Origin of the sequence: Pseudonocardia sp. MH-G8, assembly GCF_002262885.1 — a bacterium.
GTDB lineage: Bacteria > Actinomycetota > Actinomycetes > Mycobacteriales > Pseudonocardiaceae > Pseudonocardia.
The window spans coordinates 70,509-92,190 of sequence record NZ_NKYF01000003.1 but is presented as its reverse complement, the minus strand read 5'-3'; the positions used below and the strand labels follow the sequence as shown (position 1 = coordinate 92,190).

20 protein-coding genes are annotated in these 21,682 nt (G+C 72.6%); 15 read left to right on the top strand and 5 right to left on the bottom strand.

Annotated elements, in window-relative coordinates:
• Positions 1–57 precede the first annotated feature (57 nt).
• On the top strand, positions 58–2,364 hold the full coding sequence (locus CFP66_RS10180; protein ID WP_094923061.1) for a DNA polymerase III subunit gamma and tau: 2,307 nt from the start codon (positions 58–60) through the stop codon (positions 2,362–2,364).
• A gap of 563 nt (positions 2,365–2,927) precedes the next feature.
• Here CFP66_RS10180 and CFP66_RS10175 read toward each other — a convergent pair.
• On the bottom strand, positions 2,928–3,707 hold the full coding sequence (locus CFP66_RS10175) for an N-acetylmuramoyl-L-alanine amidase (protein ID WP_094923059.1): 780 nt from the start codon (positions 3,705–3,707) through the stop codon (positions 2,928–2,930).
• A gap of 134 nt (positions 3,708–3,841) precedes the next feature.
• On the opposite strand from CFP66_RS10175, the gene CFP66_RS10170 reads away from it, so the two are divergent.
• Both CFP66_RS10170 and recR read left to right on the top strand, forming a co-directional pair.
• Positions 3,842–4,186: a YbaB/EbfC family nucleoid-associated protein gene (locus CFP66_RS10170; RefSeq protein WP_233159295.1), complete on the top strand. Its 345-nt coding sequence runs from the start codon at positions 3,842–3,844 to the stop codon at positions 4,184–4,186.
• A 15-nt stretch (positions 4,187–4,201) separates the two neighbouring features.
• A complete protein-coding gene (gene recR / locus CFP66_RS10165; RefSeq protein ID WP_094922540.1) occupies positions 4,202–4,819 on the top strand; it encodes a recombination mediator RecR in 618 nt (205 codons plus the stop codon).
• A gap of 28 nt (positions 4,820–4,847) precedes the next feature.
• Here recR and CFP66_RS47115 read toward each other — a convergent pair whose 3' ends face one another.
• Positions 4,848–5,042: a hypothetical protein gene (locus CFP66_RS47115; protein WP_143517202.1), complete on the bottom strand. Its 195-nt coding sequence runs from the start codon at positions 5,040–5,042 to the stop codon at positions 4,848–4,850.
• Between the two features lie 411 nt (positions 5,043–5,453).
• Between CFP66_RS47115 and CFP66_RS47110 the strand changes: the two genes are divergently transcribed.
• Together CFP66_RS47110 and CFP66_RS10155 are read left to right on the top strand one after the other, a co-directional pair.
• Positions 5,454–6,347 (top strand): helix-turn-helix transcriptional regulator, encoded by an 894-nt coding sequence (locus CFP66_RS47110; protein ID WP_143517201.1) that lies wholly within the window; start codon positions 5,454–5,456, stop codon positions 6,345–6,347.
• Positions 6,334–6,534 carry a DUF397 domain-containing protein gene (locus CFP66_RS10155; RefSeq protein ID WP_233159293.1) on the top strand — a complete coding sequence of 67 codons (201 nt, stop codon included), beginning with the start codon at positions 6,334–6,336 and terminating at the stop codon, positions 6,532–6,534. Before CFP66_RS47110 ends, CFP66_RS10155 begins: the two co-directional genes overlap by 14 nt.
• 10 nt (positions 6,535–6,544) lie before the next feature.
• Here the strand turns inward: CFP66_RS10155 and CFP66_RS10150 are convergent, their stop codons facing one another.
• On the bottom strand, positions 6,545–6,742 hold the full coding sequence (locus CFP66_RS10150) for a hypothetical protein (RefSeq protein ID WP_143517200.1): 198 nt from the start codon (positions 6,740–6,742) through the stop codon (positions 6,545–6,547).
• Between the two features lie 383 nt (positions 6,743–7,125).
• Here CFP66_RS10150 and CFP66_RS10145 point away from each other — a divergent pair, with 383 nt between their 5' ends.
• The 7 genes from CFP66_RS10145 (at position 7,126) to CFP66_RS10115 (ending at position 14,319) form a co-directional block, all read left to right on the top strand.
• Positions 7,126–8,016, top strand: a complete 891-nt coding sequence (locus tag CFP66_RS10145; protein WP_094922534.1) for a helix-turn-helix transcriptional regulator — start codon at positions 7,126–7,128, stop codon at positions 8,014–8,016.
• Between the two features lie 110 nt (positions 8,017–8,126).
• Positions 8,127–8,336 carry a DUF397 domain-containing protein gene (locus CFP66_RS10140; protein ID WP_233159291.1) on the top strand — a complete coding sequence of 70 codons (210 nt, stop codon included), beginning with the start codon at positions 8,127–8,129 and terminating at the stop codon, positions 8,334–8,336.
• A 120-nt stretch (positions 8,337–8,456) separates the two neighbouring features.
• Positions 8,457–10,136, top strand: a complete 1,680-nt coding sequence (locus CFP66_RS10135) for an ABC transporter substrate-binding protein (RefSeq protein ID WP_094922531.1) — start codon at positions 8,457–8,459, stop codon at positions 10,134–10,136.
• Between the two features lie 72 nt (positions 10,137–10,208).
• A complete protein-coding gene (locus CFP66_RS10130) occupies positions 10,209–11,210 on the top strand; it encodes an ABC transporter permease (RefSeq protein ID WP_094922529.1) in 1,002 nt (333 codons plus the stop codon).
• On the top strand, positions 11,207–12,130 hold the full coding sequence (locus tag CFP66_RS10125) for an ABC transporter permease (protein WP_094922528.1): 924 nt from the start codon (positions 11,207–11,209) through the stop codon (positions 12,128–12,130). The genes CFP66_RS10130 and CFP66_RS10125 overlap by 4 nt, the downstream gene beginning before the upstream one ends.
• Positions 12,127–13,155 (top strand): ABC transporter ATP-binding protein, encoded by a 1,029-nt coding sequence (locus CFP66_RS10120; RefSeq protein ID WP_094922526.1) that lies wholly within the window; start codon positions 12,127–12,129, stop codon positions 13,153–13,155. Before CFP66_RS10125 ends, CFP66_RS10120 begins: the two co-directional genes overlap by 4 nt.
• A 6-nt stretch (positions 13,156–13,161) precedes the next feature.
• Complete coding sequence (locus CFP66_RS10115; protein ID WP_094922525.1) at positions 13,162–14,319, top strand: ABC transporter ATP-binding protein; 1,158 nt, start codon at positions 13,162–13,164, stop codon at positions 14,317–14,319.
• A gap of 53 nt (positions 14,320–14,372) precedes the next feature.
• Here the strand turns inward: CFP66_RS10115 and leuA are convergent, their stop codons facing one another.
• A complete protein-coding gene (leuA, locus tag CFP66_RS10110) occupies positions 14,373–16,169 on the bottom strand; it encodes a 2-isopropylmalate synthase (protein WP_094922523.1) in 1,797 nt (598 codons plus the stop codon).
• Between the two features lie 349 nt (positions 16,170–16,518).
• Between leuA and CFP66_RS10105 the strand changes: the two genes are divergently transcribed.
• Positions 16,519–16,746 (top strand): hypothetical protein, encoded by a 228-nt coding sequence (locus CFP66_RS10105; protein ID WP_233159290.1) that lies wholly within the window; start codon positions 16,519–16,521, stop codon positions 16,744–16,746.
• Positions 16,747–16,764: 18 nt separating this feature from the next.
• Here CFP66_RS10105 and CFP66_RS10100 read toward each other — a convergent pair whose 3' ends face one another.
• Positions 16,765–18,969 carry a helicase-associated domain-containing protein gene (locus CFP66_RS10100; RefSeq protein WP_094922520.1) on the bottom strand — a complete coding sequence of 735 codons (2,205 nt, stop codon included), beginning with the start codon at positions 18,967–18,969 and terminating at the stop codon, positions 16,765–16,767.
• Between the two features lie 313 nt (positions 18,970–19,282).
• On the opposite strand from CFP66_RS10100, the gene CFP66_RS10095 reads away from it, so the two are divergent.
• Entirely contained in the window at positions 19,283–20,548 is a 1,266-nt protein-coding gene (locus CFP66_RS10095; RefSeq protein WP_094922518.1) for an aspartate kinase, read from the top strand.
• A 5-nt stretch (positions 20,549–20,553) separates the two neighbouring features.
• On the top strand, positions 20,554–21,672 hold the full coding sequence (locus CFP66_RS10090; protein ID WP_094923058.1) for an aspartate-semialdehyde dehydrogenase: 1,119 nt from the start codon (positions 20,554–20,556) through the stop codon (positions 21,670–21,672).
• Positions 21,673–21,682: the final 10 nt, after the last annotated feature.

Here is a 21,682-nt window from a genome sequence, read left to right as displayed (position 1 = left end):
GGCCGCGGGGTGGCACGCCGTTCCGGAGCGTCGGTGGCGGTGGGTAGCCTCGCGGTCGTGGCGCTGGCTCTGTACCGCAAGTACCGCCCGGCGAAGTTCGCCGAGGTGGTCGGGCAGGAACACGTCACCGAGCCCCTGAGCACAGCTCTGGGGTCGGGGCGCATCAACCACGCCTACCTGTTCTCGGGCCCGCGTGGCTGCGGGAAGACGTCCTCGGCCCGGATCCTGGCCCGCTCGCTCAACTGCGAGCAGGGGCCCACCCCGGATCCGTGCGGCGTCTGCGCGTCCTGCGTCTCGCTCGCGCCCGGCGGTCCGGGCAACATCGACGTCACGGAGCTGGACGCCGCCTCGCACGGCGGCGTCGACGACACCCGCGAGCTGCGCGATCGCGCGTTCTTCGCGCCCGCCGAGTCGCGCTACCGGGTGTTCATCGTCGACGAGGCCCACATGATCACCACGCAGGGCTTCAACGCCCTGCTCAAGATCGTGGAGGAGCCGCCGGAGCACCTGGTGTTCGTGTTCGCCACCACCGAACCGGACAAGGTGCTGCCCACCATCCGCTCCCGCACCCACCACTACCCGTTCCGGCTCATCCCGCCCGGAACGCTGCGGAAGCTGCTTGAGCGCATCTGCGCCGACGAGGGCGCCATCGTGGCGCCGCCGGTCTACCCGCTGGTGCTGCGCGCCGGGGGCGGGTCGGCGCGCGACACCCTCTCGGTGCTCGACCAGCTGCTCGCCGGCGCAGGCCCGGAGGGGGTCACCTACGAGCGCGCGGTGGCGCTCCTCGGCGTCACCGACGTCGCCCTGATCGACGACGTGGTCGATGCGCTCGCCGCGGGCGATCGCGCCGCGGTGTTCGAGGCCGTCGACAGGCTCGTCGAGGCCGGGCACGACCCGCGCCGGTTCGCCGCCGACCTCCTGCAGCGGCTCCGCGACCTCGTGCTCCTGCAGGCGGTTCCGGAGGCCGCGGAGCGTGGTCTGGTCGAAGCCGCCGCCGACGAGATCACGCGCATGAGCGAGCAGGCCGGCAAGATCGGCGCGGCCACCCTCGCGCGGTACGGCGAGATCGTGCACACCGGGCTCACCGAGATGCGCGGCGCCACCGCGCCGCGGCTGCTGCTGGAGCTGCTGTGTGCCCGCATGCTGCTGCCCGCCGCCACCACGGCCGAGCCCGGCCTGCTGGAGCGGCTCGAACGCCTCGAGCGGCGCAACGCGATCGCTGCGGCACCGGGTGGCCACGAGGATGCCGACGCGGCGGGCGAGGCGCGGCGCACCTTCCGCAGGCCGAGCGTCGCGCCGTCGGCGGGGGCGGGGGACCGTTCGGTCCCCGCGGCCGCTTCCGCGGCTCCCGGTGAGGCCGCTCCGGCACCCGAGACGGGCGAGGGAACCGGCTCCGACCAGCCCGTGGCCGTGCAGGGCCGGGGGCGCCCCGAACGTCCGGAGACGGCTGCCGCACCGCCCCAGCCCCCGGAGCCCGACTCGCCGCCGTCCCAGCCCTCGGCGCCCGTGGCGGAGCCGCCCCGGTCCGCGCCGCAGCGGCCCTCGGCGCCGCAGCCGGCCGCGTCACAGGACCCGGCCCCGGGCGCACCGTCCGCGCAACAGCCGGTCCGGTCGCAACCGGCTGGTCGGCAACCGGCCGGGCAACAGCAGGCGCCCGGGGCCGGGTCGGCGCCGCAGCGGCCGGCCGCGCAGCCGGCGGCGACGCAGGAGCCCGCCGCGCCGTCGTCCGCCCCACCGCCGCCACCGGCCGGAGCAGGCGAGGTCACGAGCCTCGACGCCGCTGCAGTGCGGCGGGTCTGGTCGGAGGTGCTGTCCGCTGCGCGGGCACAGAGCCGCAGCATCGAGGCGATGCTGGTCAACGCCACGGTGCGAGCGGTGCAGGGCGACACCCTCGTGCTCGGGATCGGTGCCCCGTCGCTCGCCCGGCGCCTGTCCGAGCCGCGCAACGCCGACATCGTCTCGGCCGCCTTGCACACCGTGCTCGGTGTGCGGTGGCAGGTGCGGTGCGAGCACGGCGAGGCCCCGGCCGCCGCCCCGGCCCCGTCCGGTGGGGCCCGCAGCGCCCCACCCCGGCGCCCGGCGCCGAGCGACGCCCCGCAGCGACAGCAGGCCGCCCCGCCGTCGGCGCGCGCGAACCGGCCGCCGCCGGTGCGCCGGTCGACGGGCGGCGCACCGGAGGACGGCGTGCCGCTCCCGCCGGAGCCGCCCGACGACGACGCCCCGCCCGACGACGACGAGGAGGCGATGCTCGCGGAGGCCGCGGTCCCCGTGAGCGATGCCGATGCCGTGCGCCGCGACCCCGAGGAAGCCGCGATCGAGCTCCTGACCACGCAGCTGGGCGCCCGGGCGATCGACCAGCGCTAGCAGGGCGGCCACGAACGTTCACCGGGCCGTGCGGCGGCCGGTCCGCGACCACCGGTAGGCCCGCCGCCGCGGCGCGACTGCGCCGACGCACCCTGCGCCACCCGGACGGGTCGCGAGGGCCGAATCCGGGAGCGTGAGCAGAGACGGGGTGCGTGCGCACGCTCTCGACCCGGCACCGCGCGTCCCGCCGTCGCTGCTCCCCGTGGCCCTGCCTCGTAGCCCGGGTTGCGGTGGGCGCGCCGTCCCCGGCTCGGGACCTCCTGCCCCACCCCATAGCTGGGTCTCGCTCGCAGTCGGTCCGGCGCCGAGCTCACCCTTCGCGCCGAGAGCGGCCGGGTTGGACACAACCACGAATATCGTGGTCGTCCGGGCGGCCGTCCCCGGCGCGGGCCCAGGCCAGTCCACGACGAGCCCGTCGCGGCCGGCTGCCCGCGCGACTGGCTGTGGTGCCGTTCCCGAACGGAGCGAACCATCCGGGTCATGATCGCCGGATGGGTGCAAGGGCGGCCGCATGTTGCCGCTTCTGCGCCGATCTGGTGATCATGGGCGTGCCGCGACCCGGGTCAGCCCTTTCGGCCGAGGAAGCCCAGCACGCCGTCGGTGATCGCGGCGGCGTAGCGGTCGCGGCCCTCGGGGGAGGAGACGAGCGCGGCCTCGTCGGCGTTGCGCATGTTGGCGCACTCCACCAGCACCGTGGGGCGCGTCGCGTGGTTCAGACCGGCGAGGTCCGCGCGGGGCGAGAGGGCGTCGTCGCCGATGTAGTCCGAGTCCGGGAAGCCGCCGTCGCGCAGGGCGTCGCGGAGCACGCGGGCGAGCTCCTGCGCCGGTCCGGCCTGTGCGGGGTTCAGCGGGGGAGCGGAGTAGGCCACGTGGAAGCCCGCCGCACCGGGGGCGGCCCCGTCGGCGTGGATCGAGACCACCGCCGCGGCGTCCGCCTCCTCCCCGGCCCGGCCGCGTTCGTCCACGCAGGGGCCGACCCCGTCGTCGTCCGGCCGGGTCAGCACGACCTGCACACCGGCCGCGGTGAGCCGCTGCTGCACCCGCGTGGCCACGTCGAAGTTGAACGCGTGCTCCGGATATCCGGCGTCGGTGGCGGTGCCGGTGGTGTTGCAGGCCTTCATCCCGCCGCGCCCGTCGGACACCTGCCGGCGGATCGCGCCCGGCTCGGCGCCGTTGCGGCCGTTGTGCCCGGGGTCGAGCACCACCACCGGCGGGGCCGGGGCAGAAACCGGGACAGGAGCCGGGGCTGGGACAGGGGCAGTGGCGGGGGCGGCGGCCGCGCCGGTGCAGCCGGTGGAGGCCAGGGCCGCGACGAGCAGGAGGGCCCATCGGAGGGTGCGCACGGCGCCCAGCGTGGCAGGGCGCGAACGGCGCACCGCCCCCGGATCGTCCGGCCGCCGAGACCGTTGCGGGATGGCCTAGCCTGGCAGTGGAGCCGGCCGCGCCGGCGCAGGCACGAGGTGCGAGGAGACCGCTGGTGCAACCGGGTCAGCCCGACATGCAGATGATCCTGCAGCAGGCGCAGAAGATGCAGGAGCAGCTCGTGGCCGCACAGGCCGAGCTGGCGTCCACCGAGGTGACGGGCCAGGCCGGCAACGGGCTGGTGCAGGTCACCACCACGGCCGCGGGCGAGGTGCGTGCGGTGCGGATCGACCCGCAGGTGGTCGACCCCGAGGACGTCGACACGCTGCAGGACCTCCTCGTCGGCGCGATGCAGGACGCCGCTCGCGCCGCGCAGGAGCTGCAGGCCGAGAAGATGGGCCCCCTCGCGGGTGGTCTCGGCGATGCCGCGGGCGGCCTCGGCCTGCCCGGCCTGAGCTAGGGCTGATCTCCTGCCGTGTTCGAAGGACCGGTCCAGGACCTGATCGACGAGCTGGGCCGGCTTCCCGGCGTCGGCCCGAAGAGCGCGCAGCGCATCGCGTTCCACCTGCTCGCCGCCGACCCGGCTGACGTCTCGCGGCTCCAGGACGTCCTGCAGAAGGTCAAGCAGGGAGTCCGGTTCTGCGACGTGTGCGGCAACGTCTCCGAGCGGGAGCGCTGCCGGTACTGCTCCGATGCCCGCCGCGACCCCACGCTGGTCTGCGTCGTGGAGGAGCCCAAGGACGTCCTGGCGGTGGAGCGCACCCGAGAGTTCAAGGGGCGCTACCACGTGCTGGGGGGTGCGCTCGACCCGCTCGCCGGCGTCGGCCCGGACACGTTGCGGATCCGGGAGCTGCTCGCTCGCCTCGGTGGCACCGGCCCGGCCACCGACGAGACCGACATCGCAGAAGTGATCATCGCGACCGACCCCAACACCGAGGGCGAGGCCACGGCCACCTACCTCGTCCGGTTGCTGCGGGACTTCCCGGGGCTCTCGGTCACGCGGCTCGCCTCCGGCTTGCCCATGGGCGGCGACCTCGAGTTCGCCGACGAGCTCACGCTGGGCCGAGCGCTGTCCGGCCGCCGCGCCCTCTAGATCGGGCGTTGCGACCGGACGCGTCTACTCAGTCGTCGTCCCACGGGTCATCGAGCAGAGCCGGTTCGAACTCGTAGGTCCGGGTGGCCTCCCACCGGGCCCGCCTCTCGGCTGCCAGCATCCGGCGCCTCGGCGCCTGCGCCGAGTCGACGACGCCGACGATGATCGCGATGAGTGCGAGGAGCACGATGCCGGCGACGATCACGACGATCACGGCGTTCACGGCGACCACCGCCCCGGTCGGATCGTGGTGCGTGCGGTGCGCGTCCTGCCGTTCGTCTTCTTCGTGTTCGTCCTCTTGGTGTTCGTCCTCTTGGTGTTCACGGTCGACCCCTTTCCCGTGCGCTGTGCCGGGCGACGATCGGTCGGACCGGCTCGGACCCCGGCACCTGCCGGGACGGGATGCAGCGGCTCCAGATTGCGGAGTCACGCTGGTCAGTCTTCGGACTGCGGAGGGGATCCCGGTGTCGTCGTGTCCTCACCGTGGCCTCCTCTCCCGGGACGCCGACCCGCTGTGTGTCGCCTCGATCACGCTGCGGGCTCGGCTCTAGGATGCCGGACCAGGAGCGTCAGTGCAATTGCAGAGGCGGTGGGATTGCATGACGATTGTGTGGAGATTCTGCGGAGCGCGCCCGTGACGGCGCCCGGACCCGCCGGTCCGCGGCGGCGGCTCGGCGCCGAGCTGCGCCGCCTCCGCAGTCGGGCCGGACTGCACCTGGAGCAGGTCGCGCGCCAGGTGCCCTGCTCCACCTCGAAGGTGTCGCGCCTGGAGACGGGCAAGGGTGTTCCGAAGCCCGCGGACGTGCGGCGGCTCATGGAGATCTACCGCGTCGAGTCCGACACCGAGCGCGACATGCTGATGCGGCTCGTCCGCGACAGCCGGGAGCAGGGCTGGTGGGAGCCGTACACGGAAGGGGTCGCCCCCGAGCGGTTCGTCCTCGACCTGTCGGGGCGCTACCCGGCGCTCGAGTCGGAAGCCGTCGCGGTCCGGACCTTCGACCTCTCGGTGCTGCACGGTCTGCTGCAGACGGCGGACTACGCGCGGGCGGTGATGCGCGCGCTCCTGCCGCACCACAGCCGGGACGAGATCGAGCAGCTGGTGAGGCTGCGCCTCGCGCGCCAGCAGGCGCTCCGCCGGGCCTCGGCGCCGTTGCGCTACAGCGCGGTGCTGGACGAGGCGGTGCTCTCCCGGCTCACGGGCGGTACCGAGGTGATGGCGGAGCAGCTGAGCGCGCTCCTCGACGTCAGCGAGCTGCCCGGGGTCTCGATCCACGTCCTCCCGTTCTCCGTGGGGGTGCACCGCGCCCACTTCGGCCGCTTCGTGATCCTCGAGTTCGACGACGCGGTCGCCTCCGACGTGGCCTACGCGGAGGGCCCCGCCGGTGATCACTACCTCGAATCGCAGTCCGATGTGGACCTGTACAAGGATGTGTTCGCCGACGCTGCCGCGCGTTCCCTCGATCGGGACGCGTCGCGTGCGCTCATCGCTCGTTACGCCAGCAGAATCGCTCCCCGTGAGAGGCCCTGAAGTGATCGACTACAAGGTGAGCAGCTTCTGCTCGCTCGGCAACTGCGTCGAGGTCGGCGTCGCGCCCGACGGCGGGATCGCCGTCCGCGACGGCAAGTCCCCGGAGACGCTCCCGCTGCTGTTCACGACCGAGGAGTGGCGCGACTTCGTCGCGGGGGTGCGCGCCGGCGAGTTCGACTTCGCCTGAGCGCTGCGGGTCAGCGCCCGCGCCGCCGGTGGCAGTCGGAGCACCGGTCGAACTCCGCCTTCGCCAGCTCGCGCCGCTGCTCGCCGAGCTCGCGGCGTTCGCGTGCGATCGCACGCCACGCGCTCTCCTGGGCCTGCATCTGCCCGACGAGCACGGCGAGCCCGATGAGGAGACCGAACCCGCCGCCGATGAACATCGACCACACCATCACGACCACCTGCTCCCGCTAGGACGGGACTGCCGTGCAGCGATGAGAGTACGTGGTGGCAGTGCTCGCTGCAATTGCAGGAGGCAACCCGGGTTCGGTGTCAGCGCCGCGCGCTTCCCAGCACCGGGTGCTCCCGCTACGATCGTCGGTTACCCGCACCGGCCTCCGGCCCACCGTTGTCCGATGTCGATGTGTTCCCGTCGTCGCAGGTGAGACGCTGTCCGGCGGGAATGAGGGGTGGGCGCGCCTGCTGTCGCGGAGGTCCATCGCCGCGCGGCGGCGGGGTGGTCGTCGGCCCCTCGGCGTCGATCGGCTAACTTGCCGCAGGCACGTGCAAAGAGTGGACAGGTCGGCCCGGTGTCGACGACGAGGAGGACCTCCAGGTGTCTCGCAGCCCCGTTGTCGCGCGGCGACGGCTCGGCGCCGCCCTCCGGGAGCTGCGCACCACCGCGGGCCTCAGGCTCGAGGACGCCGCCCGCACCCTCGACTGCTCGATGTCCAAGGTCTCCCGGCTCGAGAACGGCAAGGGCGTGCCACGGCACCGGGATGTCCGCGACCTGATCGAGCTCTTCGGCGCCTCGGCGCGCGAGCGCGAGGACGAGCTGATGCGCCTCGTCATCGACAGCCTGAGCGCAGGCGAGGGGCTCGTCACCGATTTCCGCGACGTGTTCGAAGGCGCGGTGGTGTCGAACGAGGTCAGCCGGTACCTGGCGCTGGAGCAGGACGCCACGGCCATCTCGGCGTTCGAGCCGTTCCTCGTGCCCGGCCTCCTGCAGACCGCCGAGTTCGCCGAGGCGGTGGTCGGGTTCTTCTACCCGGAGCGCTCGCGCGAGGAGCGCCGCCGGCTGGTCGACCTGCGCATGCAGCGCCAGGAGGTGCTGCGGCGCCCCGGAAAGGGCCGGCTGCGGTTCGCCGTGGTGATCGCCGAGCAGGCCCTGCGGCGGCCCATTGGTGGCCCGGCCGTGATGCGCAAGCAGCTCGAGCACCTCGTCGGCCAGCTGCGCGACGGGCTGTCCGAGGTGGATTTCCGGGTCGCGCCGCTGGACCTCGTGCACGCCGGGGTCCTCGGCGGGCCGTTCGCGGTGCTGCGGTTCGCCGAGGAGCAGGACCAGGACGTGGTCTACCTCGAAGGTCGCGACGGCGCCACCTACCTGGAGGCGGAGGAGCAGGTGCGGCGGTACGCGGAGACGTTCGCCGCGCTCATCGAGGCCTGCCCGGACCGAGCCGGGTCCGTCGCGATCGTGGAGCGTGCCGCGGAGCTGCTCCCGACCTGACGCCACGGGGTCCGGGCCGGTTCCGACGGTGCCGCGGGCCGCTCGTTCGGGTGATGCTGCGCGCTCAACCGTCTACACTCCGTGCCCCAGGTGCTCCGGAGGGGGAGAGCGTGGAGGAGTCAGCACGGGGAGCCGGGCCGCGTTTCCGGATCAGTTCGTTCTCCGGCGGTGAGAACTGCGTCGAGGTGGCCCGGCTCGAGGACAGCTCGGTCGTGGTGCGCCACAGCCGGTCGGCCACCGCGGGGAGCCTGGTGTTCACCGGGGAGGAGTGGGTGGCGTTCGTGGCCGGGGTGAAGAACGGTGAGTTCGATCCTGCCTGATCGACGCCTGGCGTCACCTGATCGTTAGCTGCCGTAGCGGAACCGTGACTTCATGAACTTCCGGTGTACGCCGCGCCCGCACTAGGTTCTGCGGGTCTCCTACGAAGAGGTGTTACCCGCATGAGATCAGCTGTCCGACGGCTCTCGGCCGTCTGCGCGGCCGGAGTGCTCGCCGTCACCCTTGCAGCGTGCGCAGAGTCCGAGCGCGACCCGGGAGCAGACGGGGGAGGCGAGGCCGCCGCCGGCGGCACGATGGTGTTCGGGGCCCCGGGTGCGCCGGACAACTTCGACCCGCTGTTCGCGCAGGACGGTGAGACCTTCCGGCCGGCGCGCCAGATGTACGACACGCTGATCACCTACAAGCAGGGCACCTCGGACCTCGAGCCCGGCCTGGCCACCGAGTGGGCGTCCAACCCCGAGGGCACGGAGTGGACGTTCACCCTCCGCGAGGGCGTGACGTTCCACGACGGCACCCCGTTCAACGCCGAGGCGGTCTGCTTCAACTTCAACCGCTGGTACAACCTGCCCAACGCGGCAGCGCAGAGCCAGGCCATCTACTACACCGAGACGTTCGGCGGCTACGCCAACAACCTCGCGGGCGGCCAGGACCCCGTCTACAACTCCTGTGAGGCCCCGAGCCCGACCACGGCCGTCGTCCGGCTGAACCGGGCGAAGGGCGCGTTCCCCGCTGCCTTCGGCCTCACGTCGCTGTCGATCTCCAGCCCCACCGCGCTGCAGCAGTACAACGCCGATCAGATCGAGCAGAGCGGCGAGGCGTTCACCTACAGCCCGTACGCCACCGAGCACCCCACCGGCACCGGCCCGTTCCGCTTCGAGAGCTACGACCGCGCGAACGGCACGATCACGCTGGTGCGCAACGACGAGTACTGGGGCGAGCCCGCCAAGCTCGAGCGGCTCATCTTCCGCGTCATCGCCGACGAGAACGCGCGGCGCCAGGAGCTGCAGGCGGGCACGATCGACGGCTACGACTACCCCTCGCCCGCCGACTGGCAGTCGCTGGAGGACGCCGGCTTCAACGTTCTCGTCCGGCCGCCGTTCAACATCCTCTACCTCGGCATCAACCAGGCCAACAACCCGGCGCTCGCCGACGTGCGGGTGCGGCAGGCCATCGCGCACGCCGTCGACCGGGAGTCGCTGGTGCGCAACCAGATGCCGGAGGGCGCGAGCGTCGCCTCGCAGTTCATGCCCGACACAGTGGACGGGTACAACGCCGAGCTGCAGCCGATCCCGTACGACCCGGAGCGGGCGCGGGCGCTGCTCGCCGAGGCGGGCGCGTCGAACCTGACGGTCAACTTCTACTACCCGACCGAGGTCACGCGGCCCTACATGCCCAACCCGACCAACATCTTCACCGCAGTCGCCGAGAACCTGCGGCAGGTGGGGATCACGGTCAACCCGGTCGCGCAGCCGTGGAACGGTGGTTACCTCGACTCCGTGCAGGTCAGTGGTGTCCACGACCTGCACCTGCTCGGGTGGACCGGTGACTACAACGACGCCGGCAACTTCCTGGAGAGCTTCTTCGGCACCCCCGGCCCCGAGTTCGGGCTCACGCTCCCCGAGGACGCGTCGATCATCCAGGGCATCGTGGATGCCGACGCCACCGTGGACCCGGCGGCCCACGCCGCCGCCTACGAGCAGGTGAACCGCGTGATCATGGAGCAGCTGCCCGGTGTGCCGCTCTCCCACTCCCCGCCCGCGATCGTGGTGAGGGACGGCGTCGAAGGGCTGATCCCGTCGCCCCTCACCGATGAGCGGTTCCTCACGGTCAGCGTCGACTGAGGGGGACTCCGAGTGGCACCGCCCCACGGGGCGGTGCCACTCTCGGCGTTCGTACTTATCGGAGGGGGGACGATGCTGCGCTTCGTGCTGCGGCGCCTGCTCCAGGTGATCCCGACGCTCCTGCTGCTGTCGGTGCTCGTCTTCGCCTGGTTGCGCAGCCTGCCGGGCGGGCCCGCGTCGGCGTTCCTCGGTGACCGCGCCACGCCCGAGGGGATCGCGGAGCTGAACCGGGTGCTGGGCCTCGACCAGCCGGTCTGGGTGCAGTACGGCTTGTTCCTGGGCCGTGCGGCCACGGGTGATTTCGGCACCTCGACGATCACCGGCCAGCCGGTGCTCACCGAGATCGCCAGGGCCCTGCCGGCCACGATCGAGCTGTCCGTGGTCGCTCTGCTGATCGCGGTGGTGCTGGGCATCCCGCTCGGCTACCTCGCCGCGAACTACCGCGGCCGGCCGCTCGATATCATCACGGTGATCGGCACGCTCGTCGGCGTCGCCGTGCCGGTGTTCTTCCTCGGCTACGTGCTGAAGGACGTGTTCGCGGTCGACCTCGGCCTGTTCCCGCCGTCGGGTCGGCAGTCGGTGGCGGTCGACGCCACCAGCGTCACCGGGTTCGCGGTGCTCGACGGGCTCCTCACCCGCGAGTTCGACGCGAGCCTCGACGCACTGCGCCACCTCGTCCTGCCCGCGATCACGCTGGCCACGATCCCGCTCGCGGTGATCGTCCGGATCACCCGCGCGTCGGTGCTCGACGTGCTCGGCTCCGACTTCGTCCGCACGGCGAACTCGAAGGGGCTCGCGCCGGGCACCGTCCGCGGCCGGCACGTCCTGCGCAACGCGCTGCTGCCGGTGTCCACCACCATCGGCCTCCAGACCGGGCTGCTGCTCGCAGGTGCGGTGCTCACCGAGCGGGTGTTCGTGTGGGGTGGCGTCGGCACGCTGCTCGCCGACGCGATCACCCTGCGGGACTACCCCCGGCTGCAGGCCGTGCTGATGCTCGGAGCGCTGATCTACGTGCTGGTGAACCTGCTCGTAGATCTTTCCTACGCGATCATCGATCCCCGGGTGCGCCTGTGACGACCACATGGCTGGAGCGACGCCGCTCGCGTATCGACGACATCGCAGGCGGTCGGAGCCTGGGTGCCGAGGCGTTGCGGCGCCTGCGCCGTGAGCCCGCCGCGATCGCGGGCGGCATCATCATCGGTCTGTTCGTCGTGGTCGCCGCGCTCGCGCCGCTGATCGCCCCGCACAGCGCCACCGAGGCCTTCCCGCAGTTGCAGGAGAACCTGCGCCCGGGGCAGATCCCGGGCCCGCAGGAGGGTTTCCCGCTGGGCAGCGACCAGCTCGGGCGCGACTTCTTCTCCCGGATGCTCCTCGCATCGCAGCAGACCCTGCTCGTCGGCGTGCTGGCCACGCTCATCGGGCTCGCCGTCGGCCTCGTCATCGGCACGATCGCGGGCGCGCTCGGTGGGTGGGTCGACACGGTGCTGATGCGCGTCACCGATGTGCTGCTGGCGATCCCGAGCCTGCTGCTGGCGATCTCCGTGGCGGCGCTCGCCGCGAGCCCGTCGCAGACCAGTGTGATCATCGCGGTCTCGATCGTGAGCGTGCCGATCTTCGCGCGCCTGCTGCGCGGCTCGATGCTGTCGCAGCGCCACAGCGACCACGTGGTGGCGGCCACGGCGCTGGGCGTCAAGCGGCCCGCCGTGGTGCTGCGGCACATGTTGCCGAACGCGATCGGACCGGTGATCGTGCAGGCCACGCTGACCCTGGCCACCGCGATCCTGGACGCGGCGGCGCTGTCGTTCCTCGGGCTCGGCGACGCCGACCCCGGCCGCGCGGAATGGGGGCTCATGCTGGCGCAGGCCCAGACCTACCTCGACGTGCGCCCGGCGCTCGCGTTCTACCCGGCGATCGCGATCATCCTGGTCGCTCTCGGCTTCACGCTGCTCGGCGAGTCGCTGCGTGAGGCCATCGACCCGAAGGGGCGCCGATGACGACCGCGGCAGGAGAGACGCGCACCGACGGCGCCCGCGTCGGCGCCGAGCCGCTGCTCTCGGTGCGGGACCTGCGGGTCTCGTTCCCACGCAAGGGTGAGCCGGAGACCGTGGCCGTCGACGGTGTGAGCTTCGACGTCGCGCCCGGCCAGGTCGTGGGCCTGGTCGGCGAGTCCGGCTGCGGCAAGTCGGTGACGTCGATGGCCATCATGCGGCTGCTCCCGGAGCGGGGTGTGCGGGTCAGCGGCAGCGTCATGATGGACGGCACCGACCTGCTCACGTTGCCCTCCTCGCAGATGCGGGAGCGTCGCGGGCGGGACATGTCGATGGTGTTCCAGGACCCGCTGACCTCGCTCAACCCGGTGATCCCGATCGGCCTGCAGGTCACCGAGGTGCTCCGGCGCCACCGCGGGATGAACAAGGAGGCGGCGCGGAAGGCGGCCGTCGAGTTGCTGGACCGGGTGGGCATCCCGGATCCGCGCCGGCGGCTCGACTCCTACCCGCACCAGCTCTCCGGCGGCATGCGGCAGCGCGCGCTGATCGCGATCGCGCTGGCGTGCAGCCCGCGGCTGCTCATCGCGGACGAGCCGACCACCGCGCTGGACGTCACGATCCAGGCGCAGATCCTCGAGCTGCTGCGCGAGCTGGTGCGCGAGACCGGCGCGGCACTGATCATGATCACGCACGACCTCGGCGTGGTCGCCGGGCTGTGCGAGACGGTCAACGTGCTCTACGCGGGCCGCATCGTGGAGCGCGCGCAGCGGCACCGACTGTTCAGCACCCCGCGCCACCCGTACACCCACGGGCTCCTGCGCTCCATCCCGCGCCTGGACGCCCCGCAGGGCGAGGAGCTCGAGGCGATCCGCGGTTCCGTGGTCGACAACCTGCCGTGGGAGCACGCCTGCGCGTTCGCGCCCCGGTGCCCGCGCGCGCTCGACACCTGCGCGGAGGTCACGCCGCTGGGCGAGACGACCGGCGGGCGGCTGCTGCGGTGCCACAACCCGGTTCCGGCGAGTGCGGAGTGACGGCAGATGTCTGATTCGATTCCCGGGTCGGCGACCGGGCCGGCGACCGGGTCGGTGAACGCGCCCCTGCTGGACGTGCGCGACCTCGCGGTGCACTTCCCGATCAAGCGCGGAATGATCCTGGACCGCACGGTGGGACACGTCTACGCGGTGGACGGGGTGTCCCTGCAGATCGAGCGAGGGGAGACCTACGGGTTGGTCGGCGAGTCCGGCTGCGGCAAGACCACCCTCGGCCGGGCGATCCTGCGTCTCGTCGACCCGACCGCCGGCCAGGTCTCGTTCGACGGGGTCGACGTCGCGCAGCTGACCGGTGAGCGGTTGCGGACCATGCGCCGCCGCTTCCAGATGGTGTTCCAGGACCCGATGTCGAGCCTCGACCCGCGCCAGTCCGTGGAGTCGTTGTTGCGTGAGGGGATGCGCGCGCACGGGCTCTCCCACGGCGCGGAGGCGGACGGCACGCGCCTGCGCGAGCTGGTCGACTCCGTCGGGCTGCCGGCCGCGTCGCTGCGCCGCTACCCGCACGAGTTCTCCGGCGGCCAGCGCCAGCGCATCGGCATCGCCCGCGCCCTGTCCGTGGAGCCGGACCTGATCGTGGCCGACGAGCCGGTGTCGGCACTGGACGTGTCGGTGCAGGCCCAGGTGCTCAACCTGCTCGGCAGGCTGCAGCGCGACCTCGGGCTGACCTACCTCGTGATCGCCCACGACCTGGCCGTCGTCCGGCACGTCAGCGATCGGATCGGCGTGATGTACCTCGGCGGCATCGTCGAGGAGGCGCCGTCGCAGGCGCTCTACGACGATCCGCAACACCCGTACACGAAGGCGTTGCTGTCGGCGATCCCGATGCCGGACCCGGAGCTGGAGGACCGCCGCGAGCGCATCCTGCTCACCGGTGACCTCCCGTCGCCGGCGGCGCCGCCTGCGGGGTGCCGCTTCCATACCCGCTGCCCCTGGCGCCAGCCGTCCCGCTGCGACACGGAGCGCCCCGAGCTGCGGGTGATCAGGGGTGCGCCGCGCGGACACCGGGTGGCGTGCCATTGGGCCGAGCAGATCCGCAGTGGCGAGCTGCAGCCGCACCGCGTGGAGCCTGCGGCGGCCGACGACGTGCTGGCCGGCGGGATCGCCCCCGAACACCCCGGCTCCGTCACCGAGATCCTCGGCCGCTGACCACCCCGCCGTGAGTGGATACGAGTGCTCACTCGTATCCACTCACGGGCGCGTCAGCGCAGCGCGCGGTTGACGGCCGACACGACGGCCTTCAGCGAGGCGCTCACGATCGAGCTGTCGACGCCGACGCCCCACAGGACGTTGTCCTCCACCGCGCACTCCACGTAGGCGGCGGCGCGGGCGTCGTCACCGGCCGACATCGCGTGCTCGTGGTAGTCGAGCACCCGTACGTCGAAGCCGATGCCGGCGAGCGCGTCCACGAACGCCGCGATCGGCCCGTTGCCGCTGCCGCTGATCTCGTGCAGGTCGTTCTCGACGCGGACGGTGGCGACGATCTCGTCGGTGCCCTCACCGTCGCTGGTCACGCGGTGGCGGATCAGCTTGAGCGGCGTGACCCGGTCGAGGTACTCGGACTCGAAGGCGTCGCGCATCGCCTTCGGCGACACCTCGCCACCTTCGGAGTCGGTGAACTCCTGGACCACCCGCGAGAACTCCATCTGCAGCCGCCGCGGCAGGTCCAGCTGGTGCTCGGCCTTCATCACGTATGCCACGCCGCCCTTGCCGGACTGCGAGTTCACCCGGATCACGGCCTCGTAGCTGCGCCCGATGTCCTTCGGGTCCACCGGCAGGTAGGGCACCTCCCAGCGGAAGTCGTCGACCTCGACACCCGCCTCGGCGGCATCGGACTGCATCGACTGGAAGCCCTTGTTGATCGCGTCCTGGTGGCTGCCGGAGAACGCGGTGTAGACCAGGTCGCCGCCCCACGGGTGCCGTTCGTGCACCGGCAGCTGGTTGCAGTACTCGACGGTGCGCCGGATCTCGTCGATGTCGGAGAAGTCGATCTGGGGGTCGATGCCCTGGGTGAACAGGTTCATCCCCAGGGTCACCAGGTCGACGTTGCCCGTGCGCTCGCCGTTGCCGAACAGGCAGCCCTCGATCCGGTCGGCACCGGCCTGGTAGCCCAGCTCGGCGGCGGCCACGCCGGTGCCGCGGTCGTTGTGCGGGTGCAGGGAGAGCACCACGCCGTCGCGGCGGTCCAGGTGGCGGTGCATCCACTCGATGGAGTCGGCGTACACGTTCGGCGTGGCCATCTCGACGGTCGCCGGCAGGTTGACGATCATCGGGGACTCGGGCGTGGGCTGCCAGATCGCGCTCACGGCGTTGCACACGTCCACCGCGTACTGCAGCTCCGTGCCCGTGTAGGACTCGGGGGAGTACTCGAAGCGCCAGTCGGTCGACGGGTACTTCTCGGCCCACCGCAGCACCTCCTCCGCGCCGTCGGTGGCGATCTTCGAGATCCCCGTGCGGTCGGACCGGAAGACGACCCGGCGCTGCAGCACCGAGGTGGAGTTGTAGAGGTGGACGATCGCGCGGGCCGCGCCCTCGCACGCCTCGTACGTGCGCTCGATGAGCTCGGGGCGGGCCTGCGTCAGCACCTGGATCGTGACGTCGTCCGGGATGAGGTCCTGCTCGATGATCTCGCGGACGAAGTCGAAGTCGGTCTGGCTGGCGGCAGGGAAGCCGACCTCGATCTCCTTGTAGCCCATCCGGACCAGCAGCTCGAACATGCGGTGCTTGCGTGCCGGGCTCATCGGGTCGATCAGCGCCTGGTTGCCGTCGCGCAGGTCGACCGCGCACCACAGCGGGGCCTTCGTGATCCTCGTGTCCGGCCACGTCCGGTCGGGCAGGGATACCGGCTCCACCATCTCGTGGAACGGCCGGTAGCGGTGTACGGGCAGATGCGAACCGCGCTGGGGGTTCCACGGCGCCTGCCCGGCGGGCGCCGGCAGGTCCGGAGTGCGCAGCACGCTGGCCGAGGACGAGGTGTACGCGTCGGGAGAAGTGGTCATCAGGTGTGCTCCTATGCCGATCGGTGGGAAGACCGGCGCACGCCTCGACCCGCGACGAGGGGCCGGTCGGTCAGACCCCGCCGCGGCGACCAAGGAGCAGCTGTGCCACGTCCCTGAGACTAACCCCGGGACGGGGGCAGCCCGCAACCCCACCCTGACCGATCAGTGACCGGCCCCCGTTCCAGGTGTCACCCGATCGGGTGGTACCGGCCAGTAGCGCGGGGTGGGACCTCCCGTGGGAGCATGGCGGCCAACGAGCTCCGGGAGGTCTCCAGTGGCGGTGGGGAGCACGGCGCGACGAGGGATCGACGCCCTCGGCAACGTCCTGCGGATCGTCGGCATGCTCATCGTGACCGTGCTCGTGGTGCACATCGTGCTCACGCTGCTCGGCGCGAACCCTGAGAACGGTCTGACGCAGCTGATCCGCGATGCGGCTGACACGTTCAACCTGGGTCTGAGCGATCTGTTCCTGCCCGAGGATCCGCGCCTCGGGGTCGTGCTGAACTACGGCACGGCGGCCCTGATCTGGTTCGCGATCACCACAGTGGTGGTCCGCCTGGTGCGCCGCGTCCCCTGAGCACGTGCCCGGGGCGCCTCAGCCGCCGCTCAACCGCTCGGCGAGCGCGGTGATATCGATCCCCGGTCCGCGCTCGCCTGCGGACGGTGCCGGGGCGGCCGCGCGGCGTGCGGCGCGCCGCGGCACGACCAGCGCGCCGTCGACGTCGTGCTCCACGGGTGCGTGACCGGCGGACCGGAGCGCGGCCACGACCTCCTCGGCGGGCAGCGCGCAGGCGAGCACGGTGTCGGCCAAGCGGCGTAGCCGCAGCGGCGCGAGCGCGCGCTCGGCGGCCAGCTCCGCGCCCAGCCCGGCGTCGGCCACCAGGATGCACGTGGTGATGGTGTGGACCTGGACGCGTCCGTGTCGGCGGGCGACGTCGCGCACGAGGTACTCGAGCGGTTGCGGGAGCGGGTTCTCGGCGGCCTCGGTGAGCTCGGCGAGCAGTGCGTCGGCGCTGTGCCCGTGGTCGAGGGCCCTGCGCACGCTCTGAGCGGTGAACCGCCAGACCGAGGCCGTGTCGCGGCTCTCGGCGTCGGCGGCGGCGTCGAGCAGCCGGACCAGCGAGGGCTCGGCCGTTCCGGCGACCAGCGCGGTGAGGTCGGGCAGGAAGGTGGCCGTGCGGTGGGGCGGCGGGAGCGTGCCGGAAAGCGCGGCGCGCAGGGCGGCGCGCGGTTCGTCGGTGCGCACGGCCGCGAGCAGGTGGCGTCCGAGTGGGGTGAGCGCGCCCGTGGCGACGAGGCCGAGCAGCTCGGCCTCGGCCATCGTGGCGCGCAACCGTGCGGCGTCGTCCTGGCTGCCGTGCTCGATCGGCGCCGAGTGGGCCAGCCACTCGAGCAACGCCTCGGGCGCGATGATGCCGTGCTGGTGGGCGCCGTGCTGGTGGTCGAGGGCGTCGAGGGCGCGCAGCGTGCGGTCGCGCATCCGGGGATGCTCCGGGTGGCCGAACGCGCGCACGAGCGCCGCCGCGGGCCTGCCGGACTCGTCGACCCGCAGGCTCGGGACGAGGGGCAGGCTCCACCAGGCGAGCAGGAGCTGGGCGAAGGCGTCAGCAGGATCGGCCTCGAGCCACTCGTCGGCGGTGGCGGTGGCCAGCGCCTTGCCGACCGGCGTGCTGAATCCCCGCCGCAGCCCCGCCGCCGGCTCGGGGGACCGCGACTCGCGCGCGAGCGCCACCAGGCCGGCGGCCGCGGCGGTCTCCAGCCAGAGCCGCGCCCCGGTGATGTCGGTGGCCAGCTGTTTCGCCGCCCGCCGCAGCTCGCGGACGCCGACACCGCCTCCTTGCACGGTGGTGAGCGGCGTGTGGTCGAGCAGCGAGACGAGCCTCCGGACCGACTCCAGCGCGGCGAGCGCGGCCCGCTCGCCCGCGCCCCGTACCTGTTCGGGGTCGACGGGGGCGGTGGCGACCCGGGGCAGGTGCAGGTCGAACGGCGCGCGGTACTCCGGCCCGCGCACGGCGAGCGCGACCTCCCGCGGCATCTCGGCGATGCCCCATTCCGTGGGCACGACCCAGCCCTGCACCGCCAGCAGGCGGCCGACCTGCTCGCCCACCGGCTCGCCGGGGGCGGGGAACTCGCTGCCCGACGTGCGGGGCCCGTGCCAGGCGATCCGGTGCACGGCCTCCGCGACCCGCGTGTCGGCGCGCGCCAGCCGGGCCTGCACCGTGGCCGGGTCGGTGACCGCTGCGGCGACGGCCTCGAGCGACGGGCCCCTCCGTTCCCGACCGCCACGTTCCCGACCACCGTGCGCCTGGCCACCGTGCTCCTGGCCATCGAGCCCGAGGCCGGCGCCGATGCGGGCGAGCTGCTCCGGCGTGAGCAGTGCGAGGAGCTCCCGGGCGGGCCGGCCGAGGCCGAGCGGATCGCGGCTGACCGCGCTCCAGCCACCCACCAGCCGCAGCCGGTCGTGCGCAGGCCACACGAGCGCCAGGGCGCGCAGCTCCTCCAGCGCCGCCTCGGCGCGCGCCACGGCGGCCTCGTGGCCGACGCCCAGCAGGTGCAGCAGCTCCTCTCGCGAGGCGCATCCACCGAGCGCGAGCAGCGCCTCGGCGACCTGCAGCGCGGGCCGGTCCAGCAGCAGCTGTGCCTGGTTGATCGACTGTTGGGTGCAGAGCCGTTCGGCGAGCGACCCGAGGTCCGCGGGTAGGGGATGGCGCAGCACGTCGGGACGGGCCCGCATCACCGCCGCCAGCTCCCCGGCGGTGAACGTGGCGAGCCACACACCCAGCCCCGCCGATCGGCCCATGTGCGCAGCGTATGCCGGACCGGTGACGGAATCGCCCGCTCGCGATGCCCGCACCGGGAGGCGCCGGAACGGCAGCGGCATCCGTGCAGCTCACGCGGCGGTTCCGGGGACCACGGCGGCAGTCGGGCCTGTGGATGGATCCCGCCACGCCGCTTGTGGCCTGGGCCATTCCGGTCGGCGAGGGTGTCTCCGACCGGTAGGGTGGTTTTCCGACCAGCACCCGGTGGTGCACGTCGCCGGCGTGCGAGCCACCGAGTGATGAGCCCGTGAGGTTGCGCGGCACGTTCCGCGCGGCCAGGACAGGAGGTCGGCGGTGGCCCTCGTCGTGCAGAAGTACGGCGGATCATCCGTCCAGGACGCTGACCGGATCAAGAAGGTCGCCGAACGGATCGTCCGTACGCACAAAGAGGGCAACGACGTCGTCGTCGTGTGCTCGGCGATGGGTGACACCACCGACGAGCTGCTCGAGCTCGCCGACCAGGTGTCCCCGGCTCCGCCGCCCCGTGAGTTGGACATGCTGCTCACCGCGGGTGAGCGCATGTCCAACGCGCTCGTGGCGATGGCCATCCACTCCCTGGGCGCGCAGGCCCGCTCGTTCACCGGCTCGCAGGCCGGGATGATCACCACGTCCAAGCACGGCGACGCGCGGATCGTCCAGGTCAACCCGCAGCGGCTGCGTGACGCGCTCGACGAGGGCTCGATCGTGCTCGTCGCCGGGTTCCAGGGCATGAGCCAGGATTCCAAGGACGTCACCACGCTCGGCCGCGGGGGCTCGGACACCACGGCGGTGGCGCTGGCCGCCGCGCTGGAGGCCGACGTCTGCGAGATCTACTCCGACGTGGACGGCATCTACACGGCCGACCCGCGGATCGTGCCGGACGCGCAGCGCCGCGAGACGATCACCTACGAGGAGATGCTGGAGATGGCCGCCTGCGGCGCCAAGATCCTGCATCTGCGCGCCGTCGAGTACGCGCGGCGCTACAACGTCCCGCTGCGGGTGCGCAGCTCGTACAACGACAGGCCGGGATCGCTCGTCACCGGCTCGATCGAGGAGATTCCCGTGGAAAAGGCCATCCTCACCGGGGTCGCGCACGACCGGTCCGAGGCCAAGATCACGATCACCGACGTGCCGGACACCCCCGGGATGGCGGCTCGCATCTTCCGCACGGTCGCGGACGCCGAGATCAACATCGACATGGTCCTGCAGAACGTGGGTCGCACCTCCGCGAACCGCACGGACATCACCTTCACGCTCCCGCGCAGCGACGGCCCCCGTGCGGTCGCCGCCCTCACGGCGGCGCAGCCGGAGATCGGTTTCGGCGAGGTGCTGCACGACGAGGAGGTCGGGAAGGTCTCGCTGGTCGGTGCCGGCATGCGCTCCCACCCGGGCGTCACCGCCACCTTCTGCGAGGCGCTCTCCAACGCCGGGATCAACATCGAGACCATGAACACCTCGGAGATCCGGATCTCCGTGGTGTGCCGCCCCGAGGAGCTCGACACGGCGGTGAGCGCGCTGCACGCCGCGTTCGATCTCGGCGGCGACGAGCAGGCCGTGGTGCACGCGGGAACGGGACGGTGAGCGGGATGTCGGACGACTTCGCACATGAGCAGCACGGCCGTCACGAGCTGGGCCGCCACGAGCGCGGCCCGGTGCTCGCGATCGTCGGTGCCACGGGTGCCGTGGGCTCCACGATGATCGGGATCATCGACGGGCGGCCGGACGTGCCGTGGTCGGAGATCCGGCTCGTCGCGTCCCCCCGCTCGGCCGGCAAGGTGCTGCGGGTGCGCGGCGCGGATGTCACCGTGCAGGCGCTCGCACCGGAGGTCTTCGACGGTGTCGACGTGGCGCTGTTCGACGTGCCCGACGAGGTCAGCGCGCAGTGGGCGCCGATCGCGGTGGAGCGCGGCGCGGTCGCCGTCGACAACTCGGGTGCGTTCCGGATGGATCCCGAGGTGCCGCTGGTGGTGCCGGAGGTGAACGCCGAGAAGGCCGCCGAGCGCCCGAAGGGGATCGTCTCCAACCCCAACTGCACCACGCTGTCGATGATGGCCGCGATGGGCGCCCTGCACCGCGAGTTCGGGTTGGAGGCGCTGGTCGTGGCGTCCTACCAGGCCGCGTCGGGGGCGGGGCAGGGCGGCATCGACCGGCTCTACGCCGAGCTCGCCGCGGTGTCGGGCCGGGATGTCGGGGTGCGCGGCGGTGACGTCGCCGAGGCGCTGGAGGCCGCCGGGCTCGACCCGGCCGCCTCGCCGTTCCCGGCGCCGCTCGCGCTGAACGTGGTGCCGTGGGCGGGGTCGCTCAAGGACGACGGGTGGTCCTCGGAGGAGCTCAAGGTCCGCAACGAGGCCCGCAAGATCCTCGGGATCCCGGACCTGAAGGTCTCGGCCACCTGCGTGCGCGTCCCGGTGGTCACCACGCACTCCCTCTCGGTGCACGCCACGTTCTCGCGTGAGGTGTCGGTGGAGGCGGCCCGCAAGGTGCTCGCGGAGCAGCCCTCGATCGTGCTGCGCGACGACCCCGCGGCCGGCGAGTGGCCCACCCCCGCCGCCGCAGTGGGCGGCGACCCCACCTGGGTGGGCCGGATCCGGCAGGCGCTGGACTTCCCGAACACCCTCGAGCTGTTCGTGTGCGGCGACAACCTGCGCAAGGGCGCGGCCCTGAACACCTACGAGATCGCGGAGACGGTCGCGAACAACCGCTGATCCCTGACGA